Source organism: Gracilibacillus marinus, assembly GCF_042651725.1.
Taxonomy (GTDB): domain Bacteria; phylum Bacillota; class Bacilli; order Bacillales; family Amphibacillaceae; genus Gracilibacillus; species Gracilibacillus marinus.
The window spans coordinates 12,046-33,435 of record NZ_JBHSDV010000006.1 but is presented as its reverse complement, the minus strand read 5'-3'; the positions used below and the strand labels follow the sequence as shown (position 1 = coordinate 33,435).

The window sequence follows — 21,390 nt, the reverse complement described above, 5'->3', positions numbered from 1 at the left end:
AAATTAACAGTATTAATAGTATTGCTCCCAAGGATTACTTTTTAGTCTCCCATATGCTTCACCAACATTCCCTCCCTCTAATAGGAGAGTTTTGATCCTTTTCTGTAATGATGTATGCTCAGGTAATTCATGCACAGGAATATCTGTCCTTCCATATACCCATCTAATACCACTGTCTCCTTCTTGTTTCACCTTAGTAATGTCAAATGCCTCTTGAAATATAACTATATTGGAGTTTTCTGGAAGCAAGTTTCTAAGCGTAGGAGAAAGTAACCAAGAGTCACATACCATATCAGATTGCTCATATTCAGGAAAAAATTCAGAGAAAAAGCTTCTTGCTTCCACATATGACTGTTGCAAGCTCTTAATATCCATGTCTGCATCAGCTGGGATATGTATATTGATTAACTTCTTTCCTTCTTGTTCAATCATTTCATATTCAAGCGCACCAATTCTGAATTCTTGAAGAGCAATTTGTCGTGGAAACCACCATCCCCACACAAATGCATAACTTCCATGAATTTCATAGTGTTCCTCAATAAATCTAGTACAAAACTTCATTGTATCCTTAAAAATGGTGTTACTAATTCCTCTTTTTTGATATTCCTTGTACGATTCTATTGTACGCAATAACATCACAGTGAGCATTTTACTTCCCTCAGGGTCTTCTCCTAGGACTCCGGCTATTTGTTTCACTGCTTTATCCCTGAGTACTGGATTGTACATCTCAATATACCAAGGTTCTAGAGTTTTTTCATCTATTTCTTTTTCATGGTTCAGAACTTTTCTTTTCATTTGGCTTTGCAAACAAATACTTTCACATATTTCTTCTAATGTCATTTTTTACACCGTCCAATAATTAATAATTGCCCGTCATATTCGTTTATAAGTATATCTTATTCTAGTAAAGTTCAAAACTAGATATTTATGATTTCTTTCATCATTATATATTCAGCTTAATACTTGCTTTTATATATAAATTATATTATCTTTAAATAAGAACACACATTCGCCTTAAATCATCATTACTATGAAAAGGAGGAGAAAAAATTTCATCCTTAGATTAGCCTCAGAAAACTTCTTAGCTTCCTACTAAATAGAATATTTTGTATGTACTATCTTTCCATCCTGTGTATCATTATCAACTCATTATGCTAGAATTAAAAATATCATTTTAAGGAGATGCTATACGATGTCGGATAAACTTTTTATTGCAGGTTTTGGATGAAATCAAAGTAATAAAGGATGAACAGACAAAAACAAATCAACGACTAGATGCAATTCAGGAACAAACAACTAAAATAAGTGAATTTCATGCAGAAATTACCGAAAAATCAAGCAATAAAGCAACAAAGAATGATTTTGAGTATCTCAAACAGATGATATTTAGACATGATGAAGAAATTCACAAAATTAAATCTCAACTCCTAAGGGTTAATAAAAATTAAGTTTATACATTATATTATCAACAGGTGGCTAATACCACCTGTCGAATTTTAATTTAATTAAGATTAAACCATTCTTTAAAGTCAATGTATTGCATTTTACAACTCTCTCAATCGCTCTTTTGCCTGAACATCACCTTTTAAAGCAGCTTTTTGGTACCACAACTTCGCTTTTTTCAAATTGACTGATGTTCCAATCCCATTCTCATAACAAAGTCCAAGGTTATACTCTCCATATAAATCTCCTCTATCTGCAGCCATTTGGTACCAATATATCGCTTCATCCCCTCTATCTTCTTCCACCGCTTCATGACCTAATCGATTTGCTGCAAACACATCTCCATGAAGGGCGGATTCTTTAAACCATCGCTTAGATTCTTCCATATCTACTTCTGTCCCCACACCATTTTCATACATATAGCCAAGTGTGTACATTGCTTCTGGTACACCTTTATCTGCAGATATCTTGAATAGTTCTAGCGCTCTTTCTTCATTTTTCTCGACATACTCCCCACGCAAGTACATATCCGCATAGTTGTTCAAAGCATCCCCATGCCCCATTTCCGCAGCTTCTTTGTAACAAAAATACGTTTTTTCTAAATTATGTTCCACAACTTTCCCGACAAAGTATGCATTACCTAGCCAATATAGCGCATCCGCACTACCTGCCTCAGCCGCTACTTTGAACCAATCAAATGCCCAATCATCACGGTCTATTGACTTATAAAAATGACAAAGTTCTAGTTGCATGTCTGCATCGCCTTTTACAGCTTGTTGATACAATGAGATCATTTCCTCTTCTTCTTTTTCATCCATAACAATTTCCACTGAATCATCTGTTGGGTTCATGATTTCAGACAATATCGTTTCTAAATCGCGTAACAGGATAGTTTTATAATTCTCCTGAAAGGCCGTTACGTGCACCAACTGTGTATGTAAAATACGAACATCATCAGGAAGTTTAGTTTGGGATGATCCACATTCTTTTAAAATCACAGAAAGTTCTTCTATAAAATGATTACTTGTATGAAGATTTCCAAATAATTCAGCAGCTATCGTATAACCATTCTTAGATAATTCTTGTTGTACACCCACTAAAAAACACCTTTCTATTATCTAGTATATAGATTATTTCATAATTATTATAAATCATATCCTCCTACTTTGACTAATTAACACTTTTCACTTTGAATTTTTGACCTATAACCTAATAGTTTTTATTTAATTGTTTCAGGGTAAAAGAAATTAACAAACCAAATTATTCGAATACAGAAATAATGAGGAGGCAAAAGGAAATGAAGGATACTATTAAAAAAGGAATCATATTAGGATTAGGTCTTGCCACAGCGAGTAAAGAACATACAGAAAAAGTGATAGACGAATTAATGAAAAAAGGAGAGTTAAACAAGGAAGAATCTGATGATCTTTTCAGTGAAATCAGAAAAAAAGGAGAAGAAAGTCAAAGCCAAATCGATCAAAAAATTAATCAGAAATTAAAGAAGAAATTGGAGGAATTAGATGTAGTGACAAAAGATGACTTAAGGGCGATTGAACAGCGTTTAGACTATTTAGAAAAACAAGTAAAAAGTGATAGATAAAAAATATAATAGGATGATTAAGGGGGGATTTTCATTTTAAGAGCAAGAATGAGGCATATGCAGCGATACCGTGAAATAGCAGTAGCTTTCTCTAGAAATGGCTTTGGGTATGTAGTAAAGGAATTAGGACTTGATCAGCTTTTTCCATTACCAAAAAGAATCTTAATGAATAAAGAACAACATAAAAATCAGAAAACATTAGGAGAAAGAATTCGATTCATCCTAGAAGAACTCGGTCCTACTTTTATAAAGATGGGACAAATGGCAAGCATGCGTCCTGATGTTTTTCCAAAAGATGTGATAAAGGAATTAGAGCTCCTTCAAGATCAGCTTGCTCCGTTTTCCTATTCAGAAGTAGAAGCTATGTTAGAACAAGAATTAGGAGCACCTATAGAAGAATTGTTTCAATCGTTTAATCCTGAACCAATAGGTGTGGCATCGATTGGACAAGTGCATGAAGCAGTTCTATATAGTGGCGAAAAAGTTGCGGTGAAAATTCAACGTCCAAATATTAGAAAGCAAATTCAAACAGATTTAGAAATCCTACATGAATTAACAGATCGAGCATCATATCGTTTAAAAAGTTTAAAAAAATACCAGCTAAAAAATGTTGTGGAAGAATTTCAAAAGGCAATTCTAAATGAGTTAGATTTCGTGAATGAAGGTAGAAATGCGGATATCATGGCTAAACAATTTAAAGAGAACAAGCATCTGATTGTTCCAAAAATATACTGGAATTATACCTCTAAAAAAGTGTTAACAATGGAGCATATCGACGGCATAAAAATAAATAATAGTAATGAGCTAGATGAGCGAGGTTATGATAAAGAAATCATTGCAGAACGCTTTAGTAATGCAATCCTTTCGCAAATATTTGAAGATGGCTTTTTCCACGCGGATCCGCACATGGGAAATTTACTTGCCCTGCCTGGAGAAAAACTCGCATTATTAGATTTTGGAATGGTAGGAAGGCTATCATCTGAAATGCAAACACATTTTGCTTCTCTTATTGTTGCGATGATTAGACAAAAGCCAGAAGCAATTATTAAGTCAATAAAGAAAATGGGTGTCGTACCAGAAGGTGTTAACGAACATGAACTACATGGCGATATTGAGCAATTCATGATTAAATACTACGGTGTTGAGTTAAGTGAAGTGAGCTTAGGTGAATCTGTGACGGATTTATTCTCTATTGCACATGAACATGACATCCTTATTCCAACAGACTTAACCTTAGTAGGAAAAGCGTTATTGACGGTGGAAGGTGTCATCGAACCACTTCACGCTAATTTGAGTGTCATGAAAGCAGCAGAACCTTTTGGAAGAGAACTTATTCGTAATCGATATCATCCAAAGCATATAGCGGAGAATATTTTTGATCAGTTAGATGATTATGGTGATGTGCTTCATGATATGCCAGAATTAATTCAAGAATTATCCTCTATTGTAAAAAAAAGAAAAGTACCAATCGAAATATCGATACCAGCAGCAGATTCTTTTTTTACAAAGCTAGATCGTGTCAGCAATCGTATTTCTTTTAGTATTGTATTACTTTCTTTTAGTCTAATTATGGTCGGTTTAATCATCGGTTCTGCACTTGGAAGACAAACTTCTTTACTGTGGAATATACCTGCAATTGAAATAGGCTTTGTCATTGCAATGTTACTATTTGCATGGATGATGTACTCGATATTTAGATCTGGGCGCTTTTAAGTCAAAGCTACCCTGTTTGAATATTGATGAAAAAAATGTTTGTGTCATTAATAAACGGGAAGACTGGTACTACATCAATATTATATTGGAAAGGATGGAAAATCCCTATGAGTAAACAACATAATGAGAATGAAGCCAATCGTAAAAAAGAGCAATTGGAACAATTCACAACTGATGATCGCGGCAAAAAATTGACAACAAATCAAGGATTAAAAGTATCTGAGGATGAGTTTTCATTAAAAGCAGGCGAACGCGGTCCAACTTTAATGGAGGATTTCCACTTTCGCGAAAAAATGACTCATTTTGACCATGAACGCATCCCCGAAAGAGTGGTACATGCTAGAGGATTTGCTGCTCATGGGGAATTCGAAGTTTATGAGTCAATGAAACCATATACTAAAGCAGGTTTTTTACAAAATCCATCTCAAAAAACGCCGGTATTTGTAAGATTTTCTACAGTAGCAGGCAGTAGAGGCTCTGGTGAATTAGCAAGAGATGCCCGTGGCTTTGCGACTAAATTCTACACAGAAGAAGGAAATTATGACCTCGTTGGAAATAATATACCTGTCTTTTTCATTCAAGATGCGATGAAATTTCCTGATTTAGTCCACGCATTAAAACCTGAACCACATAACGAGATGCCACAAGCTGCCTCTGCACATGACACGTTTTGGGATTTTGTAGCTAATAATCAAGAATCCGCTCATATGGTAATGTGGGCAATGTCAGATCGAGCGATTCCGAGAAGTTTTCGAATGATGGAAGGGTTTGGAGTACATACTTTCCGTTTTATCAATGAAGAAGGAAAATCACATTTTGTGAAATTTCACTGGAAGCCAGTACTTGGAACACATTCTGTTGTTTGGGATGAAGCACAAAAGATTAACGGTAAGGATCCAGATTTCCATCGCCGAGATTTATGGGAATCGATTGAGAACGGAGACTACCCGGAATATGAGTTAGGCGTTCAAATTGTGCCCGAAGAAGATGAGTTTAATTTTGAATTCGATATTTTGGATCCAACGAAACTATGGCCTGAAGAAGATATTCCGGTAAAAATAATTGGTAAGATGACTTTAAATAGAAATGTAGACAATGTTTTTGCTGAAACGGAACAGGTAGCCTTCCACCCAGGCCATGTAGTTCCAGGAATAGACTTTACGAATGATCCATTACTACAAGGTAGATTATTCTCTTATACAGATACGCAATTAATACGGTTAGGTGGACCTAATTTCCATGAACTCCCGATTAATCGTCCAGTTTGTCCGTTTCATAATAATCAGCGTGACGGATACGGCAGACAAACAATTAATCGTGGTCCTGTGAGCTATCATAAGAATTCGCTTGCTGAAAATACCCCAGCAACATCCACCGAAAAAGAGGGTGGCTATACGCATTATCACGAAAAAATTGATGCACACAAAGTTAGGGCGAGAAGTGAAAGTTTCAAAGATCACTTTTCTCAAGCAACTCTATTCTGGAATAGTATGAGTGCTGCTGAAAAAGAACATATAATGAATGCTTTTAGTTTTGAACTAGGAAAAGTAAAAAATAAATCGGTACAAAAGCAAGTTGTAGACATGTTTGCAAATGTTAGTCATGAATTAGCAACAATATTTGCAGATGCAATTGGTGTAACGCCACCAGCCGAACGTAAAAATAGTGTAACGAAAAGCTCGCCAGCATTGAGCCAAGAGAATACCGTGAAGTCTCCTAAAACGAGAAAATTAGCTGTAATTATAGGACAACAATTTGATGGCATAGAAGTGACAAGCGTCCTAAATGCCCTTACTAAAGATGGCGTACAAGCAGAGATTATCAGTGATAAATTAGGAACCGTACATGGTTCAAATGGTACGGAGCTAGAGGTAGATCACACTTTCTTAACAGCTGATTCGGTATTATTTGATGCGGTGTATGCAGTTGGTGGAAGCAATGAAGATAAAGCTTTCTATAAAAAAGCTGCATTGTTTATATATGAAGCCTATTCCCATTACAAACCGATTGGTGCAACAGCAGAAGGTATAAAATTACTTCAAATAGAAGGTATGGAAAATGACCCAGGTGTTATATATGGAGGAGATTCTATTAGTTTTCCGAGTAAATTTATAGAAGCTATTGCTGCACATCGATTTTGGGGACGGGAAGTTGTATAAGTAATGGAAAGAGAGCCAACTTTGGTGAAGTTGGCTCTCTTTCTTTTGTTCCTTTAATGTTCTTGAATCAACCTCTTAATCGTTTGATCAATACGTTCAATTTCTCCATAAGGATCCTTCCACCAATTGCGACTCCAAATTCGATCTATCTTCCAGCCTTTTTGCTCTAAAAATCGTTGTCTGTAAATATCACGTTCTCTCGCTACAGATGAACTATGATACATCGCTCCGTCACATTCTATACCTAATACATATTTGCTTGAATCATTTGGATTTACTATGGCCAAATCTATGCGGTAACCAGACATGCCTACTTGTGTATCCACAACGTATCCAATTTCCGTTAATTTTGCATATACTTCTTCTTCAAATGGAGAATCGAATTGTAAACTACTTTCTTGTTTTGTCGTATTGACTTCTCCACTTAAATTCGTCAAAGTGGCTTCTATTTTATCCTTTTTAAGTTCAGAAACAAATTTGGCATATTCCATATATGATTTTAATAATTTCGGTCCTATATTCTTGGCATTTGTGACATTTAATTCATGTGGTTCAATACTTGCGACTAAATGAATTTCTTGTTTTGCGCGTGTAATCGCAACATTTAAACGATTTTCGCCACCTTCATGTCCAAGTGTACCAAAACGATTATACACTTTACCTTCCTTATTTTTTGCATAAGCAATGGAGAATATAATGATATCTCGTTCATCACCTTGGACATTTTCAATATTCTTCACAAAAATGCGCTCATCTAAATCCCGACTCATTACCTGGTCGTATATAACTCCGAATTCAGCATCTTCTTCACAAAAGTGATCAATTGCATCTTCAATGGCTGCTTGTTGTTTCGCATTAAATGTAATAATTCCGATTGTTTTTGATGCATCCTCGATTAATTTTTGCCTCAATAATTTCACTACATCTTCCGCTTCCACCGCATTTTGCTGATTGATCCATCGCCCATTTGATTTATGCCATTGAATTGCTGCTGGATTCTGTAGATGATTAACATTAGGAGCAATCTGCATATGCCCGTGATAAAATGCATGATTAGAAAAATTAATCAACTCTTCAGATTTCGATCTGTAGTGCCATTCTAATAAACTACTTGGTAATATACGTTTAGCTAAATTAAGTAAGCTCTGTGACTCTTCAAATTCCTCTTGTTCGTCATCTTCATCCTCTTCCATTGCCCCTTTAAATAAAGACGAAGGTGGCAATTGTTGCTCATCACCCGCTACTACGACTTTATTTCCTCTGTAAATAGATGGTATGCCATTTTCTACTGTACATTGTGACGCTTCATCAAAAATGACCAAATCAAATATTTTTTCTTCTAATGGAAATATAGCTGAAACGATCTCTGGAGATACTAACCATACAGGGATGACATCTAATAATCCTTTTAAAGCAAATTCATTAACCAAACGGCGAACTGACCAAAGTTGGCGCTTCTTACCAGTTTGATAAATGATATCTTTTACAGCCTTCGGATTATCCGATTTTACCTTTTCTATCATTTGATGCATCTGATTTTGTAATAAATGAATGGTCAAGGCTTGTTTTTTCTGTAACAATTCTTTCAATTCTTCCGTTAAATGTTGGAAATTACCTGTACCTATCATGTCCAACTCAGGATGTTCCCTTTCGATCTTATCTATCCAGTGAATGTATGCAGATTGTTTCGCTACTTCCACCCATTCTTCAGATAAATTATTTACTTCTGATAAATTCCGTTCGATTAAACGATCAATGATCTGCTGCACTTCCTTCGAGCTGTGATCATATAAACGATCCATTTCACGCAATTCTTCAAAGTATTCCTTTATATATGCTTGTTTCTTTTTTAACATTTCCAAAGGTATGTCACCCTTTGAGATACGTGCTTTTAGTTTTTTAATAGAATCTTCTTTAAAATAAGCTTCTACAGATTCTAATTGTTTGAATAATCCTTCTGTGACTTGAGATAAGTCATAAAGAATCGTTAAACTCTCTTTTAATTTGGGCCATTCTTTAGAAGATAATCCACTAAATTTCTCACCATCTAATAATTCCTCAATAATAGTTTTTCCAGTGAAAGTCGTCCATAACCATATTCGTAATTTTTGCAGAGTTTTCTTGTCTTCAACATTTAAATCATCATATATTTTTCCAAGTTTATTATCAATTTGACGACTGTATGCTGGCGTTATATCTTCATCATCGAAATGCTCTAAGTATCTGATACTTTGTTCCGATTCATTAATAGCCTTACCCAAAGTTTCTATGATTGTAATGCGATCCTTCAGTTCCAAATCAGTAAAAGACTTACGATCATGTACCGGATTATCATTTCCAAATACATCGTAGTATCTGCCATATGTACCAACTTTTCGTAAGATATCGGCTAAGTTATGTTTATTCAAGTTATCTAATATACCTTGTAATTGAATTATTTTATCTTGCTCTTTTGCAGTTTTACTAAGACCAAATAAATCATATGCACGAAAACCATGGGATTGCACTTCAAATAAAGCGTGGGCTACTTTGTCCAATTTTTCTTCTGTTCTAATAATTTTCTCAGACAATTGATCGAATTCCTTCTGTGTATCTTGATAGGAATGAGCTTTGTTCAATTGCGCATTTAATTTTTGATAAAAGGTTTTGCGATCATTCTTCTCATCATGTAATAGTGCTACATTTGATGAGAGATTGAGTGCATCCAAACGTTGGTAAACGACATCTAATGCAGCACGTTTCTGTGTAACAAGCATCACTCGTTGTCCTTTTGCCATTGCATTGGATATCATATTGACAATGACTTGTGATTTCCCTGTTCCTGGTGGGCCATGGACAACCATTCCTTTTTCGTGATCAAGTGCATCCAATATTTTTTCTTGCGATGCATCCGTATCAAGTACGTAGCATTTATTTTTCTCTTTTGCTAGTTTCTCTTGATAGGATTGATCTTTATTAGAAGGTAGATTGTCTACATCTTCATTTACCTCTTGAACATTTACATCAAGAAATTCTGATACTATACCTAAATCCTCCTGACCTTGTTCCAGCATCTCGGCAAATTTTTCATAATCTTGTAAAATAGCTGAATTTCCTTGTGGAAAATGTCCGATTACTGCTTGTTGATTCAGATGGAAAGACCCATTATTAAATGTGGGTATTGTTTCTTTAGTAAACTCCTGTACTGCTTGTAATTGCTCAGATTTATTTGCAGATACGGTAAAGTTATGCTCAGTTAACCATTGGCTCCACCCTTCTATATCAGGCGATAATGCTTTCGTTTCTGCTTCTTCATACAAAGATTCTGGTACGTGAATATTGCTTAATTTTTGTAATGCTAGAAATAACGTTCGATTCAATTGTGGTGCTTCATCGCTAATCGGGTTAACATGCCATTCTACACCAATTATCTTCTTTCTTTCTAGCCGAACCGGATATAAAAACAAAGGAGCTCTAACAAATGTACCATCTGACATTGCTCCTTCTATAAGAGGATATCCTATATACAAATCATAAAGACCCGTTTCTTCTTCGATTGAATGAATATTTCGATATAAAGTAGTTAACTTTCGCGATATAGATAATGCAACATGATTATCTGCCTTCTCTTTTGTCAAAAGTTTAGATGTATTATTTATTAACCCTAATAACACATCCATCGGATTCTTTTCTATTTTACTTAGTTCACTTAGATCAAATGTCCATTTGTTATACAATTTCAGCAAACGTATCGAACGATTGCTTCTACTTATATCATTTAACCGATCACTTAATACTTGTAATTTCCCCTTCATTTATACCACCCATTTTTTACATGTTAGATGGTTTTATTATACATTAGGAGGTGAGGAGAATAAAGTCGCTGTTAGGTGAGGATTATTAGATATGGTAGCGATTGGAAGTGATTGGGCCTTTTTATGTTGATTTAAGTGGTGTGTGAGTGCTTATTTGTGAAGGTTTTCGCAGATAATATAGCTAAGAATATTTTTGATTAATTAGATGATTATGGAGATGTTTTTCATGATATGCCAGAATTGATACAAGAGCTATTAGGTTTTGGAAAAGAAAAAGCTAGCAATCAATAGTGTGAAGAGAAGTTCCGCAACATTAAGTTAAGAAAATAGCGTGAATTCTACTAAAACGAGAAAACTAACGGTATGTTAAGAAAACAATTTAATTATAAAATAGTGACAATCATTCTTAATATTCATACTTAAGAAGGAATACATGCAGAGATTATTAGTGACATGTTAGGTATGGTATGCATTTCTACAAAAGCACGTAAAATCATGCTTATCTTGTCATTTATATTACGCTACTTTTTTATATTTGTTTTGTTTTTTAGACATAGACATTCTTCTCTTCGGCTTCAATTCTCCTATTACTTTTCCATTAAATGTTGCCATCCAGCATTTAATTGGGCTTCATGCGGTTTTATCTATTATTTATTATTAAAATGACCATTAGTAAGATTACTTTAATTTAAGTAAGTATTCAACGTTATCGTCTCCAATAAATTGAATTGCTTTTATATAAGATTTGTGATTCGATAATTCCTCTTTTGATAGTCCTGCAACATTATAAGTGATTTCTCCAGAGACTATTAGTTCTTCTTCTTTATACTCTAAACTCTGATTACTAACGTTAATAATAGTCCCATTAAAGATCATGGAAGGAATTACATGTATCGAATCTACAACACTTATTTCTTTACTATTATTTAGTTTAAAAGAGTAAACAATCTTTTCTGTATTTTCATTTGTAGTGTTTTCAAGAGATATATTACTTTGAATTATTTGTAAACGATTTTCAGGAGAAGCGGAACAACTACTTAACTCAACTTTCGCAGCTAGAAAAACACGTTAAGGATAACTAGCTGTAAAGCGTGTCACTATTCAAATATGGTCATTGACAATAGAAATAGGTATAAAAAAACACCTCAACATTTAGTATAGTGTAATTGACTAGAAAACACTACCAGTACAGAAGAGGTGTCTCCTATATGATAGCGAATAATGACCAAAATAATCAACTGCCAAATGAACTTTCTTCCACCTTTAAAGAATTAAACGTGTTTAAACATCTTAGAAAAGCTGGTATTACAAAGTCTGTCGGTTTTACTTGTGCCTATCTTTTTCAATTGATTTTTTGTTTAATCTTTGAAAATAAGAACTGGTATCAAGTACTTCAAAGTAACAAAGCAAATGATTGTCCAGAGAAGGATGCGGTTTATCGCTTTTTAAACAAACCTACCTTTGCATGGAGATGGTTTTTACTATTTCTAAGCACTCATACCATTGAAAAAGTAACGAACTTAACGAGTCAGGATCGACCGAAAGTATGGATTGTCGACGATTCTTCGTATGATCGTAATCGTAGTAAATCGGTTGAATTATTAGCTCGCTGTTTTGACCATGCATCCCAAAAGATGCGCTTTTATAAAGTGTTCCGTATGCTCACGCTTGGTTGGTCAGATGGTGCCACATTCATTCCAATGGACTTTTCTTTATTAAGCTCGAAGAAAAGCCAAATTAATGGCCTATCATCAAAAGTTGATAAACGTAGTTCCGGTTATAAACGCAGAGTAGAAGCATTACAAACCGCACCTGAGCAACTACCAGGTATGGTGGAACGCGCGATGAATGCTGGTATCGATGCTTCCTATGTGCTGATGTACTCTTGGTTCACGTATCAGCCTCTCGTTAAGGAGATAAAAGAACAAGGGTTGGACGTCATTGGCATGGTAAAGAACTTGAAACAGCGTTACCTTGTGAATGGCCAACGTGTAAGCTTAAAAGAACTTTATCGTTTTGCGAAACCAACAGATGGAAAGAAAGGCATTCTTCGTTCGATTCATACCACACAAGCGAATGGCGTTCCTATTAAAGTTGTCTTTGTTCGTAATCGAAATAAAAAGAGTGAATGGTTAGCTATTCTAAGCACCGATTGTACACTTAGTGATCAAGAAATCATTCGTATTTATGGGATGCGATGGGACATTGAAGTTTTTTTCAAAACAACAAAATCTCTTTTAAAACTTCAAAAAGAGTTCCAAAGTCGTTCGTATGACGGCTTAATTAGTCATACGACCATCGTATTCACACGATATATTGTTCTCTCGTGGCAAAACCGATGTAGCACAGATGAGAGAACTCTTGGCGGCATGTTCTATGAAATATGTGATGAAGTTAGTGATCTCGATTGGGCTGTGGCACTTCAGCAGTTGATCGAGCTTCTTGAAGATGCCTTGAAAATGAGCAACAAAAAGATACAAAAATTAATCAAAAATCAATTCCAACACTGGATCGCAGGCTTACCCAACTATATCAGGGCTTACCTGCCTATTTCAGTGTGCGAAAGTTGAGTTCTAATAATAGAGTCAATTTCATAATTACCTTAAACAGACATCCATCGCGTCAGTTCAAGGTAGGTCATAGTAAAATGCACAAAGCTGAAAATGGTGTTGTTCATGAATGGCGATCAATTGGATAGCTTGGATAAGATTTGGATGATGTGCAACCGGATCCGGATAGCGAATATGTCCTGCTACATCATCTTCTATAGCAGAAACCAACTGTTCTAGTCGTTTGGTTTCCTCATCCAGTTCACGAGTAAGGGTAGCAAAAGAAATAGTGCTTTCTATATCCTTTGGCGGAACTAAAATAGATGGAGCTTTCATCGGTTTCTTTTTCTTCTGCTTATATTCTTTATAAATATCTTCTATTTCGGTCTTATATGAAGCTTTCCTTCTTCGACTTGCGATTTGCTTGGCGACCGGCAAATAAAAGTTATTTAACTGCCGAAATCTTTTTACCATAAGATAAAGATGATAGTAAGTTTCCCCGAAGGACCACTTATCCTCCCGCGGCCTTACCCATGGACGCTCCCGATAATTTTCCATCCTCATAGAGAAGCTTGTTCGTTGCATATATATCTTGTCAAAATACAGCCCTATATAATAACTTTTCATACTTTTCCTCCAGTATGTACTTGCCTTACTTTTTCCACTAGCTCCTGATTGGTGACTATTTTCTTGTTATAGTGAGAAAAATCTGCTTTACACATCACACACCAGCTATAACTGTCCATTGTTCCACACACATAATATAGCTTTTCCTTATTAATCTTCACTGCTTGTTTTACTTCATACAATCTTTCGAAAGGAGCTATTAATTGCTGCTTCACATTAAAAATGCTTTTTCCAATTGTTTTGACATAGCATTCTTTAAATGTCCATGTATCGATATAATAGATTTGCTGTGAAATAGGGGAAAGCTTAGTAGCGTATTTTACCTCTTCTTTTGTGAAAAAGTAGTCTGCTAAGTTATGATTGAAATAACGGTAGCTTTCGATGTCTGCTCCTACCTCAGCCGAATGGTACACACAAAGAATCCATTCACCACTATGTGAAAGGTTAAAATATCCACCCGTGATAAATGGTTTTCCCCATTGATTAGTTCGTATATTAAATGGGGGATTGTGTCCTTTTTCAAGCAAAACATATTGTATGAATAGATCTCCATAGATCACATGCAACCTTTTCAATGGATGGCTTATCTTTTTCAACCGGTTCACTGCTCGCGTTGACAGTAATCCTCGACAAACTTTCCGTAAATTTGGATCGATCTTCAAAAAGTATAAATTCACTGGCTACCCCTCATAGTTCGTCAATACGAGTGAGGCATTTTGGCCACCGAACGCAAAGGAATTCGTTACGATTTTGCCACCATGATAGGCTACTTTTTTCTCCAGCAGTAAATTAATAGCGATCTCTTCATCCACATCAGCCGGCTTCACATTAATAGTTGGAATGAGCTGCTTATTTTTTATCATCAACGAACAAAGAGCTGCTTCCATCGCACCTGCAGCACCTAGTGCATGACCATGGAGTGATTTTGTTGACGAGACGTATGGATTATGTGGGAACAACTGCTTTATTGCAGTAGATTCCGTAATATCGTTTAGCTTGGTCGATGTACCATGTGCATTTATGTACTCAATTTCACTTCCGTCCACACCTGCATCAACTAAAGCATTTTTCATACAAGCTGTCACTCCACTTACATCTGGTGCAAGTAAGGACATAGCATCCGAAGAGCTACCATAGCCTACTATCTCACTATATATGGTTGCTCCTCTTTGCTTTGCATACTCTAGCTCCTCCAGCATTAAAAATACGGCACCCTCACTCATTACAAAACCTGAGCGATTCTTTGAAAAAGGAATACTTGCTTGTTCCGTTGTTTTGCCATTTGTCAAAGCACGGAGCTTCCGAAAGGCTTCAATAACCTCTGGCAATACACAGGCCTCAGCACCACCTGCAAGTATCGCCTTTTTTGAACCACTTTGAATTTTTTTATACGCTTCACCTATTGCGACTGTACCAGATGCACAGGCAAGAGAATATGCTAGCGTGTCTCCTTTAATACCTAAATCGATACTAATGTTTGCCGTTATCATATTAATTAGATTTCTAGGAATCACTAGCATCGTCATTTTGTCGACACCATGAACAGCCGCCGCCCCGAACTCATCAACAAGTGCGCTTATGCCACCTACTGCACTTCCTGCATAAGCAGATATATGGTGACAATTGTCCTCATTTATTTCTAGGCCAGCATCATCAACCGCTTCCCTTGAAGCTACAACCGCCATTTGTGCGCACCGATCCATATAACGTATTTCTTTTGATGTTAATGAATCATGAAAAGCGTCATCGACCTTAGCTATATATTTAGTATTGCTAATTGGAGATGGAGTAATACTACTTTCTAAATTTGTGATACTATCCCACGTACTTTCCCGCGTTATTCCGTTCGGTGTAACCATGCCAATTCCTGTAATCACTACTCTGTTCAATGTACTCCCCTCCTCGGTTTTTAAAGCATATTTATTTTCCTTCTGTTCTTTAAGAGAAAGAAACTGAAAATCGCAATAATAAGCCCATTACTTATTAGAATAATCGCTACACTTTCCGTTACTCTTACAAAGTTAACAAAGTCAAACATAATTTGATCTAAAAAGACCCGTACAACTAGCCTAGATAACAAATACGATCCCACAATAAATACAATCGCAATTGGTAGGCTAAAAGCAAAGTGCATCTTCATTAATTCCGGTAATGAGTATCCTTGTAGCTTTAATGTTTCGATTGATTTCCGGCTATTTTGAAAGCTAAATTCTAATAGGGAATAAAGTAAAGCCACTAACAAAACAACTGCCAAGGAAAGTATTAGCGTAATTTGTTTGTTAATCACATCTAAAATATTTTCCCCCGAATTAATAATTTCGTCTCGCTCTAATTTTGCTTCTATATATGGGGCATTGGAATTTTCATAAGAATCAGCCATCGCAACAGCAGGAGTTGCAAATGTTTCCTCATTCATTAGTTGCCCATTTTTAGAAACAAGATAAATCGTGCTTACCGTTGATACAGAATTGATTTTATTAATATCAAAATGGTATTTCTTCTCATTTGCTATGTCGGTTAATTCTAAAGAATCCCCAACCGATTTGTCGTACTTTTTAGCAAATGCTTCTGTAATGATGACATCTCCATCCTTAAGTGGAAGGTCATAATGAAAAAAGTCCGAGTCTGGTGAAATCACATAAACACTTTGTGAGACACCTGCTTGATCATGTAGATTGTAAATCTTAAATGATTCTCCACTTACCTTAGCCTCTGCCTGAGGTGAGTAAAATAAAATTTCCTCAAATGTATTTTCCACACCTAAATCATGGACATATTGTGTTACAGAATCCTTTAATAAAAAGGAGAAGTTCATAAGTAATCCTACAAAGAAGACAAGAATAACAAACAATGCCATTTCTTTTTTATTACGAGTTATTCGCTTTAGACGGTATCGATATGCGAATGGAATGACACTACTATTTCGCTGTTTTCTTCCAGGTTTTATCTTACTGCTACGTCCATTTTGTTGTTTTATGTAAAACTGATAAACTAGCAACAGATTCATACTAAGGATAAACAGGAGTGAAACGATCACACAAAATCCTAGGAGTAGATAATTAATTTCTAGTATTGGGTAATTATAAATTTTTTGATTCATTTGCATAATCGTTTCAATTGAAAAAATACCGATTATTCCTCCAATGAACCAGGCAAGAGCTAGCGTTACATTCGTTTCCATCATATAATGCTTGAAAAGTGTTGCTTTACTAACTCCAAGCTTATGAAAGGTATCTAGATTATTTTTTTCCTTTTTTGAAACCTCAAAATGATAGACACTTAACAAAACTAAAACAATTAAGTAAAGTAATACTGCAAGTAACAGTGCTAAATCTCTTGGTGCTTTTGCGTCACCTATCACTTGTTGGATTCGTGTATTATTTCTCGAATCATTTATGTATAGTGGATCAACTAATTTAGAAATCTCTTCAACACTGGAGGCACTTCTGTAAGCATAATAGGTAGCATAATTCTCATTAAATAGAGATGCGAAGGCAGCATTATTTACAAATGCTATCCCAAACACCTTTGCATTAGCTTGTAAAACTAGATTACTATTTTTCGTTGTAATATAGTCTGGCGAAATAGCTGTGCCGACAATCGTAAAATTGTTTCCATTCAGCTCTATATTTTCTCCAATTTTAAGTCCATTTGCTTCCATGAAATTGTTATCGAGCAGTATTTCCGTATCACTTTTTATATCCTTACCATTCGTTACTTGATATCTATTTATTTCCTCCCGCGCCTGAAAGACACGGATAGTGTTACCATCCTGCCTTATCTCACCATATTTCATCTGTTCATATTGAATAGTAGGGATCGACTTATCCAACTCTTTTGTCGTTTGAAATACACCATCCTCTACCTTATAGGAATCATTGAACTGATTCACTGACTGCAATACACTACTCGTGCCAACGAAAAAGCTTATAAAAATGGCAGTGGTCGAAAAAACAACTAGAAACAGCACAAATAGCTTTAATTTATATGCAGCAAATCTTCTAAGGACCCGCTTTCCTAGTCTCTTTTTCACGTTGTCCTTTACCATTCTAAATTCCTCGCAAGCTTCACTTCCGTGTTGATATCATCACTTACTTTTTCGCCATCATGTATCGTAATAACACGATTAGATATTTGGGTAATTTGTTCATTATGTGTGATTAGTAGAATAGTAGTTTGATGACTTTCCTGGATCTCCTGCAAAACAGACAAGACCTCTTTAGAAGACTTTCCATCTAAAGCACCTGTCGGCTCATCGCAAAAGAGAATACGCACCTGTTTCACTAACGCACGTAGAATTGCTGCCTTTTGTTGTTGCCCGCCAGAGCACTGGTTAGGGAAAAGGTGGATCGCTTTCCGGATATCCCACACATCTATTAAATGCTCGATCTCATCTGATGGTTGATGCTCCAAATAAATATTTTCGTGTAAGGTAAGGTCATCGATTAAATTATATTCCTGAAAAACAAAGGCAATATCATTCCTTCTAAAAGCATTCATTTGCTTTTTAGAGAAATTTAAAATGTCTTGCTGCTTCACTTTAATAACACCAGATGTGACACTTTCAAGGCCTGATAAGCATTTTAGTAAAGTAGTTTTTCCAGATCCAGACTTGCCAATAATGGTACAAAATTCCCCCTCTCTAATATCTAAATTTATCCCCTTTAAAACAGCCAATTCATTTTGTTTATTCGGGTTATACACCTTTTTAATCTCGGTAGCCTTTATCATCTGAACCCCCACTTTTGTGTTTTATCGTAATAAAATAGGAGTAGTAGGTTTCATCTGCCGGAACAATTTCCTCGACTTCAAACCCACAGCTCTCTATTAATTGTAAAAACGGTTCCCATTCCTCAGCCTGTGCAAAATCTACTAACATGTTATTGAGGACAACTTCTGCCGCTAGAATGCTATTACATATATCAAATTTATACCGGTTCATCAGACCCCATTTACCGTTATACCTTGCAATTAACTCTTGATAGACTTCAAAATCCGGATAATATTGGCAAATAACAATGATACCATTCTTACCCAAAATCTTTTTCAATTTATTAAATAGTGCTTCCTTTTCCTCCACCGTTAAATAAAAAAGCATATAGCTCATATTGATCATGTCAAATTCCTGATTAAACTCAATATCTAAAATATCCTCTTGAAACAGCTGTATGTGAGGATAATCCCGATACTTTTGCTGTAGCTTTTCATACACCTTTTCCTGTCTTTCCACCCCAACAATATGTGCTGAATGATTGATGTGAATATCAATATAATTACCATTTCCACAGCCAATATCTAATATGGAAGCAAATTGCTTTTGTGAAATATATTGCTGATAATTTTCCTTCGTATAAATGTTAAAGGCTAGTTCACCAAGATCGGTGTAGAAGTCCTCTGTAAAGCTCGGAGTAATTTGTTCAAAAAAGTTTAGCTGATTGATTTCCTGCAAATAGGTGAGAACCTCTTTCATATAGATGTATGCTTGTTGGTTCATTATCCTACCCAATTTAGAACTAGGCTTTGCTTCGATCGCCTCTGTTACGAAAAGATAATCCTCTAATATCGAAGCAACGGTATTGGAATAGTTACTAGATTCCATCCTTACGAGCCTAGATACCATATCTTCTTCCACCATATACGATTCCCTAAGTCGGTAGAGATGACTTTCTTGTTCAACCATCTCTAATTGAACACCTAAATTCATAAAGGAATGAAAAATGTTTGGATGCATGAACCCGACAGTCATATTACGGACATCTTCAAAATTTTTATAAATTTGTCTAAGTGTGATAAATCGGATATAATTTTTAATTTTCGAAAACAGAAGCAATTGAAATAATGGCGTATCGCGGATACCAATAGTGCTGGCAAGCCCCTTTAACATCGTCATTCTTCTTGATTGTTCTGCGCTCCTATTCTGATTTTGTGTATAATGGTTTTCGTATTGCTCCTTCAATAAGCTATACTGCATCAATTATCACCTCGTATAGGAATGTTTGGTTGGTTTTTATAGGACAGCCTCAACGGTATGCTCCTGTTCCATCTGCTTTTTATGCTCCTTGATGACCTTTAATGTAAAATCAAGATCTTCCTTTGTATGGGCAGCAGAAATAAAAAATCTTATTCTAGCTTCACTTTCCTTTACTGCCGGATACACGATTGGCATAGCGTTTATTCCATTTTCATAAAGCAACTCGGAAAATGTAAGGGCTTGGTCGGAATCACCAATAATCATTGGAATAACAGGCGTATCATTACTATCTCCCGTATCTATTCCAAGCTCTTTCATTTGCTCAAGGAAGTACCGATGATTTTCTCTTAGGCGATTAAACAACATCCCTTCTCTCTCACATATTTCAATAGAGGCCAAAGCTGCAGCCGTATTTGCAGGTGTCATGCCAACACTAAATATGAACCCAGGTGAATTATATTTTAAAAAGCTTATAAAGCTGGAACTACCGGCAATATACCCTCCACAGCTATTCAGTGATTTACTTAATGTTCCCATTAAAATGTCCACCTTATGTGGATCGATAGAGAAGTAACTGGTGACACCACGTCCATTTTCACCAATAGTCCCGATGGAATGTGCTTCGTCCACCATTAAAATCGCATCATATTGCTGCTTTAATTGGATTAGTTTAGGCAGCTTACAAATATCCCCGTCCATGCTATACACACCTTCTACAACAATCAAAACACGACGGAATTTAGAACGTAATTTCCGTAGCTCACTTTCTAAATGCTCCATATCATTATGTTTAAACGGCTTTCTTTTTGCTCTCGAAAGCATTGCACCTTGTATAATACTGTTGTGTGCTAACGCATCATGAAGGATTAAATCTTCTTCGTTCACCAAATTACCGATTGTATTTACGTTTGTGCTATGACCGCCTACTTGAACAATCGCATCGTCAACACCTATAAAACTAGCAATTCTTTGTTCTAACTGTTGATGCAGCTCAATTTCCCCACTTAGAAGCCTGCTTCCGGAAACACTTGTGCCATATTGATTAATGGCCTCTATGACTTTTTCATTGATTTCAGGAAAACCATTAATCCCAAGATAGTTATAAGTAGAAAAGTTAATCTTTTCCTCTCCATCTAACACAATCCGATTAGATGCAATTCCGCTATTGGTTCGAAAGTATGGAATGTGCTTTCTAGCTGCTAAATAAGTATGAAATCCTTTTACTTCATCAAGCTCATCTAACAATGTTTGTTTGCTTTGGCGACAATCGATACCAAGCTCCTGCTTGATTAACAACACAATATGTTCTACCGTTGTATCTTCCTGTTGAAAAACAGTCTCCAAGTCTATTTTCTTCACTTCTGGAAAATCCATTAGCATTAAACGGTGCAAATCCATTACCATCATCGAATCAAGACCTAAGTCATTGACTAGTGCGTCCTCTAAACTAATCTCCTCTTGATCATATCCTGTGATTTCAGCTAAATGTTTTACGATATTTTCTTCTACAAGGTTAATCATAATCATCCTCCAT

At 35.7% G+C, this 21,390-nt stretch carries 16 protein-coding genes; 5 read left to right on the top strand and 11 right to left on the bottom strand.

Features of this window, described 5'->3' with window-relative positions; all coding sequences use genetic code 11:
* Nucleotides 1-12 precede the first annotated feature (12 nt).
* A complete protein-coding gene (locus ACFOZ1_RS14910; RefSeq protein ID WP_390200549.1) occupies nucleotides 13-840 on the bottom strand; it encodes an acyltransferase domain-containing protein in 828 nt (275 codons plus the stop codon).
* 380 nt (nucleotides 841-1,220) lie between these two features.
* On the opposite strand from ACFOZ1_RS14910, the gene ACFOZ1_RS14905 reads away from it, so the two are divergent.
* Nucleotides 1,221-1,448 (top strand): hypothetical protein, encoded by a 228-nt coding sequence (locus tag ACFOZ1_RS14905; RefSeq protein ID WP_390200548.1) that lies wholly within the window; start codon nucleotides 1,221-1,223, stop codon nucleotides 1,446-1,448.
* Nucleotides 1,449-1,544: 96 nt separating this feature from the next.
* Here ACFOZ1_RS14905 and ACFOZ1_RS14900 read toward each other — a convergent pair whose 3' ends face one another.
* Complete coding sequence (locus ACFOZ1_RS14900) at nucleotides 1,545-2,540, bottom strand: tetratricopeptide repeat protein (RefSeq protein WP_390200547.1); 996 nt, start codon at nucleotides 2,538-2,540, stop codon at nucleotides 1,545-1,547.
* A gap of 200 nt (nucleotides 2,541-2,740) precedes the next feature.
* Between ACFOZ1_RS14900 and ACFOZ1_RS14895 the strand changes: the two genes are divergently transcribed.
* The 3 genes from ACFOZ1_RS14895 to ACFOZ1_RS14885 all read left to right on the top strand — a co-directional run bounded on the left by ACFOZ1_RS14895 (nucleotide 2,741) and on the right by ACFOZ1_RS14885 (nucleotide 6,915).
* Nucleotides 2,741-3,043: a phasin family protein gene (locus tag ACFOZ1_RS14895; protein ID WP_390200546.1), complete on the top strand. Its 303-nt coding sequence runs from the start codon at nucleotides 2,741-2,743 to the stop codon at nucleotides 3,041-3,043.
* A gap of 57 nt (nucleotides 3,044-3,100) precedes the next feature.
* Complete coding sequence (locus ACFOZ1_RS14890; protein WP_390200545.1) at nucleotides 3,101-4,756, top strand: ABC1 kinase family protein; 1,656 nt, start codon at nucleotides 3,101-3,103, stop codon at nucleotides 4,754-4,756.
* A gap of 107 nt (nucleotides 4,757-4,863) precedes the next feature.
* Nucleotides 4,864-6,915, top strand: coding sequence for a catalase (locus ACFOZ1_RS14885; protein ID WP_390200544.1), 2,052 nt, complete (start codon nucleotides 4,864-4,866; stop codon nucleotides 6,913-6,915).
* A gap of 53 nt (nucleotides 6,916-6,968) precedes the next feature.
* On the opposite strand, the gene ACFOZ1_RS14880 is transcribed toward ACFOZ1_RS14885, so the two are convergent.
* A complete protein-coding gene (locus ACFOZ1_RS14880; protein WP_390200542.1) occupies nucleotides 6,969-10,709 on the bottom strand; it encodes an AAA domain-containing protein in 3,741 nt (1,246 codons plus the stop codon).
* A gap of 678 nt (nucleotides 10,710-11,387) precedes the next feature.
* A complete protein-coding gene (locus tag ACFOZ1_RS14875; RefSeq protein ID WP_390200540.1) occupies nucleotides 11,388-11,585 on the bottom strand; it encodes a hypothetical protein in 198 nt (65 codons plus the stop codon).
* A 332-nt stretch (nucleotides 11,586-11,917) separates the two neighbouring features.
* On the opposite strand from ACFOZ1_RS14875, the gene ACFOZ1_RS14870 reads away from it, so the two are divergent.
* Nucleotides 11,918-13,279, top strand: coding sequence for an IS4 family transposase (locus ACFOZ1_RS14870; RefSeq protein ID WP_390200538.1), 1,362 nt, complete (start codon nucleotides 11,918-11,920; stop codon nucleotides 13,277-13,279).
* Between the two features lie 57 nt (nucleotides 13,280-13,336).
* Here ACFOZ1_RS14870 and ACFOZ1_RS14865 read toward each other — a convergent pair whose 3' ends face one another.
* From ACFOZ1_RS14865 to ACFOZ1_RS14835, 7 genes are read right to left on the bottom strand one after another with little or no spacing between them, the layout of a single operon-like run.
* On the bottom strand, nucleotides 13,337-13,885 hold the full coding sequence (locus tag ACFOZ1_RS14865; RefSeq protein WP_390200537.1) for a DinB family protein: 549 nt from the start codon (nucleotides 13,883-13,885) through the stop codon (nucleotides 13,337-13,339).
* Complete coding sequence (locus ACFOZ1_RS14860; RefSeq protein ID WP_390200535.1) at nucleotides 13,882-14,562, bottom strand: 4'-phosphopantetheinyl transferase family protein; 681 nt, start codon at nucleotides 14,560-14,562, stop codon at nucleotides 13,882-13,884. Before ACFOZ1_RS14860 ends, ACFOZ1_RS14865 begins: the two co-directional genes overlap by 4 nt.
* Before the next feature lie 3 nt (nucleotides 14,563-14,565).
* Entirely contained in the window at nucleotides 14,566-15,774 is a 1,209-nt protein-coding gene (locus ACFOZ1_RS14855; RefSeq protein WP_390200533.1) for a beta-ketoacyl-[acyl-carrier-protein] synthase family protein, read from the bottom strand.
* A gap of 20 nt (nucleotides 15,775-15,794) precedes the next feature.
* On the bottom strand, nucleotides 15,795-17,933 hold the full coding sequence (locus tag ACFOZ1_RS14850) for an FtsX-like permease family protein (protein WP_390200531.1): 2,139 nt from the start codon (nucleotides 17,931-17,933) through the stop codon (nucleotides 15,795-15,797).
* Nucleotides 17,927-18,616 carry an ABC transporter ATP-binding protein gene (locus ACFOZ1_RS14845; protein ID WP_390200530.1) on the bottom strand — a complete coding sequence of 230 codons (690 nt, stop codon included), beginning with the start codon at nucleotides 18,614-18,616 and terminating at the stop codon, nucleotides 17,927-17,929. The genes ACFOZ1_RS14850 and ACFOZ1_RS14845 overlap by 7 nt, the downstream gene beginning before the upstream one ends.
* Nucleotides 18,594-19,856 carry a class I SAM-dependent methyltransferase gene (locus ACFOZ1_RS14840; RefSeq protein ID WP_390200528.1) on the bottom strand — a complete coding sequence of 421 codons (1,263 nt, stop codon included), beginning with the start codon at nucleotides 19,854-19,856 and terminating at the stop codon, nucleotides 18,594-18,596. Before ACFOZ1_RS14840 ends, ACFOZ1_RS14845 begins: the two co-directional genes overlap by 23 nt.
* Nucleotides 19,857-19,892: 36 nt before the next feature.
* A complete protein-coding gene (locus ACFOZ1_RS14835) occupies nucleotides 19,893-21,377 on the bottom strand; it encodes an aminotransferase class I/II-fold pyridoxal phosphate-dependent enzyme (protein ID WP_390200527.1) in 1,485 nt (494 codons plus the stop codon).
* Nucleotides 21,378-21,390 lie beyond the last annotated feature (13 nt).